Here is a 6803-nt window from a genome sequence, read left to right as displayed (position 1 = left end):
GGTGCGTGCGAGATACCACAGCGACCGAAGAAATAAATCAAGAAACTGTGTTCAACCTTAGTTAATGGTTTAGTTTCTTCTACTACTGGTTCAGGAACAACCGCTGTAGGAGATTTAGGAATACCGCGGCCTAAGTCTTTGCCTTGAATCATAGCAATAGTAGATTCATCTTCAAAGCCTTTACGCCATGCAGCAAAACCACCAAGTTGTAACTCTTTTACAAGGTCTAGTTTCAAACCTAAAGACGTATTATCTTCAAACCAAATACGATCGGAACCAGAACCAGTTGGGATAGATAAATAATAAAGTTTTAATCTATCATCCCATGTCATTTTATCCTTGTAGTTTGCAAAGTAACTACCTGTATTTTTCATAGCCAATGTTTCGCCCTTAGCATAGCCATTTGTATCATGCCACAAGCGCATATAGAATGGCACACCAAGTACTAGTTTTTGGGATGGCACTTCAGAAAGCATTTTTTCTGTATGATTGCGAACCCATGGATAACTTGCTACAGGACCTGCTGTGGTACTCTTAGCCCATGTTTCGTCATAAGCCATGAGAACTACATAATCTACGGAATTAGCAAAGGCGCCACGGTTATATACTAAAGACCATTCTGGGCTATCAGAATAACCTGTTACATCAATGGATGTTTTAATATTGTATTGATGTAAATGGTTAGATAAATACGCTACAAACGCTGTTAAACGATCACGGTCGGCATAATCAATATTTTCAAAGTCAAAGTTATAACCATCAAAGCCGTAAATATAAGCATATTGCACGAGGTTATGAGCATATTTTTTCCATACAGATTGATCTGCTAAGATACCACTAGTAAAGCCAGGGTCGAATCTATTCGTAATCAAAGGCCATACGTGATAACCTTTACTCTTATAATCGTTAACATAATCAATACTTACATTAGGACTTGCTTCGAGGCCCAGGCTATGCAATTTAAACCAGCTTGGAGAAATGATATTATCCCCGCTAGCATTGAGTTTTGCTTGATATGGAGTTCCCTGTGTTGGCCATGGATCAAAGGCCCAAGACAATGGAGTTTGCATTGTATACGGAGCTTTTACCGTAGAAGCTTGTGGAGCAGGACCTAATGTTAATTGTCCATTCGTTTTTGTATAGCTCACACCGAGCATAGCTGGATCAGACTCAATGTCGACATAGGTCGTACCATTTTTGCTAGTTGTGGGCAATTTTACGGGTTCCCCAACAGCAGCAGGGTCTAAAACGATAGTATTCCCTTGTAATACTGTTTGAGGTACATATACCGTATAGGATGTTTTATATTGATTAGCTTCGTAATGACGCGTAGTATTCGCCAAGAATTGATCGAGCGGCACTAATACTTCTGCTTGTACAGCTGTACTAGATAATGCAGACATCACCAAAGCTGTTAAAGATTTTAAAATTGTAGATTTGCGAATCATGAACTCTCCTAACTCTAGTCCCCTAAAGGGGATATAATTTCAATCTCTATATTATACCATATTATATAGAATTCCTCTCAGTTGTTGCATGAAGAGTACATGTAATTTATAATTTACCTTATACAATACAAGTTATTACATAAGGAGTTTTATATGCATCAATATCTATTTTTTATAGGTGACTTCCCTATCAGGGCTTATGGTGCCATGTTAGCCTTAGCTATCATCTGTGGTGCCTCTGTTGCCTATGTTTTATTAAAAAAAGATGGTCGAGGATGGCATGAACATATCATCGACTTTTCCATTACTGTTGCCGTAGCGGGTCTCATCGGGGCTAGATTATGGGACGTATTCTTCTTTGATTGGCACTATTATGGCAATCATTTATTAGAAATTCCCTTTGTATGGCAAGGTGGTATGGCCATCCAAGGTGGCGTTGTATTAGGCACCATTGCTGGTTACTGGTACTTACGTAAAAACAATATCGACTTCTGGGCCTTTGCAGATTTATTTGCCCCTGCCTTAATCTTGGCTCAATCTGTAGGGCGTATGGCAAACCTCTTAAATGGCGATGCCTTTGGTCATCCTACAGGTGGTAACTTTGGTATTCTCTATCCTGAAAGCACGTTAGCACATCGCACTTACGGCAATCAACCATTATGGCCTGCCGAAATCTGGGAAGGTCAAATCGATATTCTTATCTTTGTAGCTCTTCTATTATTTAGCTCCTTTAAACATGCTAAAGGGCAAGTATTCGTACTATATGCGATTCTCTACTCTACAGCTAGATTCTTCCTTGAATTCTTACGCGGTGACTATGTAGACTTAACATTAGGCTTAAAATCAGCTCAGATGACTAGTCTTATTGTCATCATTGTAGGTATTTGCTTATTCATTTATTTAGGCTACTTAGAAAAGAAAAACCAACCTGTACTTGAAACTACAGAAACAGCGCCTAAAACAAAAAAACGTAAATAATAACAAATAATAAGAAACATATATTATGAATAAGAAAAAATCCTTCATTCATGGGTGTCCCATTGAATGAAGGATTTTTCTTTATAAGTCTAAAAACACATATAGTATTGAGCAATTTATTTTATATGGCCAAAGTTTATAAATTTTCTTTTGCCTTTAAAGCATCTAGATCTTCTAATGCACGATTAGCAATGAGTGCATTTTTCTCTTTTTTCTTGCGTATTTTTTGAGGCCATGGGTCCATAATGCCAAAGTTGACATTCATAGGTTGGAAGTTAGACCCTTCATAGTTAGAAACATAATGGCTAAGAGAACCGATAGCTGTAGTTTTAGGGAAGTCAATAAATGAACGGTCGTCTAAATAACGATCCACTTGTAAACCAACCATAAGACCACTAGCAGCAGATTCTAAATACCCTTCTACACCTGTCATTTGGCCCGCAAAGAATAAACGCGGTTCTTTTTTTAGTTGGAATGCATGGTTCAACAACTCAGGGGAGTTGATATACGTATTACGATGCATAACACCATAACGAACGAATTCTGCGTTTTCAAGGCCTGGAATCATACCAAATACACGTTTTTGCTCGCCCCACTTTAAGTGAGTTTGGAAGCCTACCAAGTTAAACATAGTGCCTTCCTTATTTTCTTTACGCAATTGAACAACTGCATAAGATTCCTCATTGGTACGCTTATCCACCAAACCTACTGGTTTTAATGGTCCATAGCGCAAAGTATCTTCACCACGGCTGGCCATAATTTCTACAGGCATGCAGCCTTCAAAATAGATTTCTTTTTCAAAATCCTTTGGTTGTACTGCTTCAGCTGTTGTAAGCTCATGCCAGAATGCTTTGTATTCTTCCTCTGTCATAGGACAGTTAAGATAATCTGCATCGCCCTTATCATAACGAGAAGCGGCAAATACTTTATCATAATTCAAAGATTCTGCCGTTACAATAGGTGCTGCTGCATCGTAGAAGTAAAAGCCTGTTTCACCAGTTAATTCTTTAATCTTATCCCCTAATGCTTCAGATGTAAGGGGACCAGAAGCGAAAATAACAGTACCTTCAGCAGGAATCTCGGTTACCTCTTCGTGATGAACTGTAATATTAGGATGGCCTTTTACCTTTTCAGTCACCATTTCACTAAATAGATGACGATCAACGGCTAAGGCACCTCCAGCAGGTACAGCAGTAGCATCAGCACATTCCATAATAATGGAGCCTAAACGACGCATCTCTTCTTTCAAAAGACCTACTGCATTTTCAATATTGCCAGCTCGTAAGGAATTACTACATACGAGCTCTGCAAATTGATCTGTTTGATGTGCAGGGGAACTTTTAACGGGGCGCATTTCATATAAGTCAACATGAATGCCACGGTTAGCGAGTTGCCAAGCCGCCTCAGAACCAGCTAAACCTGCACCAATAACAATAACATTTTTATTATTCAACTGTTGTTTCCTCGTTAGCTTTGCTAGACTTTTTAGATTCCTTTACAGTTTCTTCACTAGCTTCGCTCTTTTTCTTTCTAGTTTTCTTTGGAGGTCGAGTTGGACACGTTTCATTAGAACAGAATTTCTTAGTCGTCCCATTTTTATATGTCTTCTCAACCATAATAGAACCACAAGTATCACAGAATTCATGGGTTGGTTTATCCCATAATGTGAAATCACATTGTGGATAACGGTTACAACCATAGAACAAACGCCCTCGACGAGACTTACGTTCTACGATTTCTCCTTCTTTACATTTAGGGCAAGTTACACCTGTCCCTACCGTAATAGGTTTAGTATTTTTACATTCTGGGAAGTTAGAACATGCAAGGAACTTACCATAGCGACCAAATTTATATACCATTGGGCTATGACAGAGTTCGCACGTTTCATCACTTTCCATAGATGCAATTTCGATGCGATCCACATCGCTCGCATCCTCTAGCTCTTTAGCGAATACTTCATAGAAATCAGACAATACCTTTAGATACGTATCCTTACCTGATGCAATAGCATCAAGTTCTTCTTCAAGATCGCGAGTAAAGCTTGTATTGATGATTTTTTCAAAGTACGCTATCAAGAAATCTACCACGACAAAGCCTAGCTCTGTAGGAACGAATTGTTTATTAGTATTTTCTACATAGTTACGGCTTACGATTGTATCAAGAATTGGAGCGTAAGTACTTGGACGACCAATACCGAGCTCTTCCAATGTTTTGATAAGACTCGCTTCGGAATAACGTGGAGGTGGTTGCGTGAAATGTTGTTCAGGCAATACCTGTACAGTATGAGCAGCATCATTCTTTTTAAGTGCTGGCAATTGAGGAACATCCTCTTTTTTAGCATCTTCATAAACAGCACTAAAACCTGGGAAGATTACACGAGAGCCTGTCGCTTTAAATGTGTAATCGTCATGAACAGTTAACTCAATGGTAGTGGATTCATTTTGTTGTGGTGCCATTTGGCTCGCCATAAAACGATTCCAAATCAACGTATATAATTTAAGCTCATCACGGCTCAAGAATGGTTCTACCAATTTTGGTGTTAACTCTAATGATGTAGGACGAATCGCTTCATGGGCATCTTGAGCTGAACCTTTTGTACCGTACATATTAGGTTTAGATGGATAATAATCTTCACCATAGTTACGAAGAATATAATCCTTAGCCATGGCTTGCATCTCTTTAGAAATACGCGTAGAGTCTGTACGCATATAAGTAATCAAACCTACATGACCATAGGAGCCGATTTCTAAACCTTCATACAAATGTTGAGCAATCATCATGGTACGCTTTGCACCAAAGTTCAACTTACGAACACCATCCTGTTGCAACGTAGATGTTGTAAATGGTGGTGCGGCCTTACGGGAGCGCTTACGTTTTTCTACATTCGTTACTACTGCATCGGCACCGCCTATGGCATCGACAACGGCTTGTGCATCTTTTTCAGTAGTAATATCGATTTTCTCACCTTTAATATGAGTTAATTCGGCTTTGAAAGCCTCTTTTTTAGGCGTTTCAAAATTGCCTTCAATAGTCCAATATTCTTGTGGCACAAAGGCTTGAATTTCTCGTTCGCGTTCACAGATGAGACGAACAGCAACGGACTGTACACGACCTGCACTAAGGCCCTTACAAACCTTTTTCCATAATAATGGACTCAATTTATAACCTACGATACGGTCTAACACACGGCGTGCTTGTTGAGCATCTACCATGTTCATATCGATGGTACGTGGAGATTCTAAAGCCTCTGCAACGGCATTTTTAGTAATCTCGTTAAATGTAATACGGCATGTAGACGTAGGATCTACATTAAGAATGTACGCTAAATGCCATGAAATGGCTTCCCCTTCGCGGTCAGGGTCAGTTGCGAGCAATACGGCACTACTTTCATCGGCATAGGAAACGAGTTCATCTATAACCTTTTTACGAGTTACTAGATTGCTATAGCGCGGTGTAAAGCCATGCTCAATATCGATACCCATTTGAGATTTAGGCAAATCTCGTAAGTGGCCCATACTTGCTTTTACCACATAGTTTGGACCTAAGAATTTTTCAATTGTTTTAGATTTAGCAGGAGATTCTACGATAACCAATACTTTGCCATCTGGATTATATACGCGAGGTTCACGTTGCTCAGGTGGCACAGAGGTTTGTAACACAGACTTGTCCCGTACAATCCCCATAGGAGTAAGAGCCTCTTTGGCAACCTTACGTTTTATCGTAGTACTCTCTTTTGTAGTACTTTTCTTTTTTGTTTCTTTACTAGTACTAGCTGCTTTTGGCTCGCCAATAACGATAGATCGTTTAATGGACAAGTATATCACTCCTAGTCATATTAATATAGCCTCTCGGCGGTTGATGCTCTATAGCCCCTTCTAGCTCTAACTCTAGCAATAAGGGCTGCAATTGTTGCAATGGAATGTGAGTTACTTTCAAAATATCACTAACAGTAATACATCGATCATGAGGTATTTCACTCAAGATTAAACTCTTATCCAAACTAAAGCTTAACATAGACGGCCCATGACTATCAACACCCTTACATGTATTACTCGATAAATCCCCCTCTTTTACATGACTATGTTCCTCTTTCTTTGACGCTGAAAGTTTCTTTTTTGCCGGTGAAAGTTTCTCTTCTGTAGCGAAAAAATCCCGCAATGTTAAATGATACTGTTCCACTATATCCTCATATCCAGTCAATACATAAGCCCCGTTTCTCATAAGGAACTTATTACCATCCGCTGTATGATCTAATAGGTTACACGGTACTACAAATACGTCGCGCCCTTCACTGACCGCCATATCAGCCGTAATCAAGGATCCACTACTAGACTTGGCTACCGTAGCAGGGAAGATTAATTTGTCATCGTAGGTCAC

Annotated in this window: 5 protein-coding genes; 1 reads left to right on the top strand and 4 read right to left on the bottom strand. The window is 39.4% G+C overall.

All coding sequences use genetic code 11. The features are described 5' to 3' along the window. On the bottom strand, positions 1–1448 hold a 1448-nt coding region (locus Q7P05_RS00875), incomplete at its 3' end, for a glycosyl hydrolase family 18 protein (RefSeq protein WP_303930079.1). Positions 1449–1601: 153 nt separating this feature from the next. Here Q7P05_RS00875 and lgt point away from each other — a divergent pair. Further along, entirely contained in the window at positions 1602–2426 is an 825-nt protein-coding gene (gene lgt, locus Q7P05_RS00870) for a prolipoprotein diacylglyceryl transferase (RefSeq protein WP_105089221.1), read from the top strand. Between the two features lie 136 nt (positions 2427–2562). On the opposite strand, the gene trmFO is transcribed toward lgt, so the two are convergent. The 3 genes from trmFO to Q7P05_RS00855 form a co-directional block, all read right to left on the bottom strand. Further along, a complete protein-coding gene (gene trmFO / locus Q7P05_RS00865; RefSeq protein WP_295867833.1) occupies positions 2563–3879 on the bottom strand; it encodes a methylenetetrahydrofolate--tRNA-(uracil(54)-C(5))-methyltransferase (FADH(2)-oxidizing) TrmFO in 1317 nt (438 codons plus the stop codon). Beyond that, positions 3872–6241, bottom strand: coding sequence for a type I DNA topoisomerase (gene topA / locus Q7P05_RS00860; RefSeq protein WP_303930078.1), 2370 nt, complete (start codon positions 6239–6241; stop codon positions 3872–3874). The genes trmFO and topA overlap by 8 nt, the downstream gene beginning before the upstream one ends. Then, on the bottom strand, positions 6231–6803 hold a 573-nt coding region (locus Q7P05_RS00855; RefSeq protein WP_303930077.1), incomplete at its 5' end, for a DNA-processing protein DprA. The genes Q7P05_RS00855 and topA, both read right to left, overlap by 11 nt.

Origin of the sequence: Veillonella dispar (genome assembly GCF_937975875.1) — a bacterium.
GTDB lineage: Bacteria > Bacillota > Negativicutes > Veillonellales > Veillonellaceae > Veillonella > Veillonella dispar_B.
Note: the sequence above shows the minus strand (reverse complement) of the source record. Positions and strands in the feature narration are given on the sequence as shown.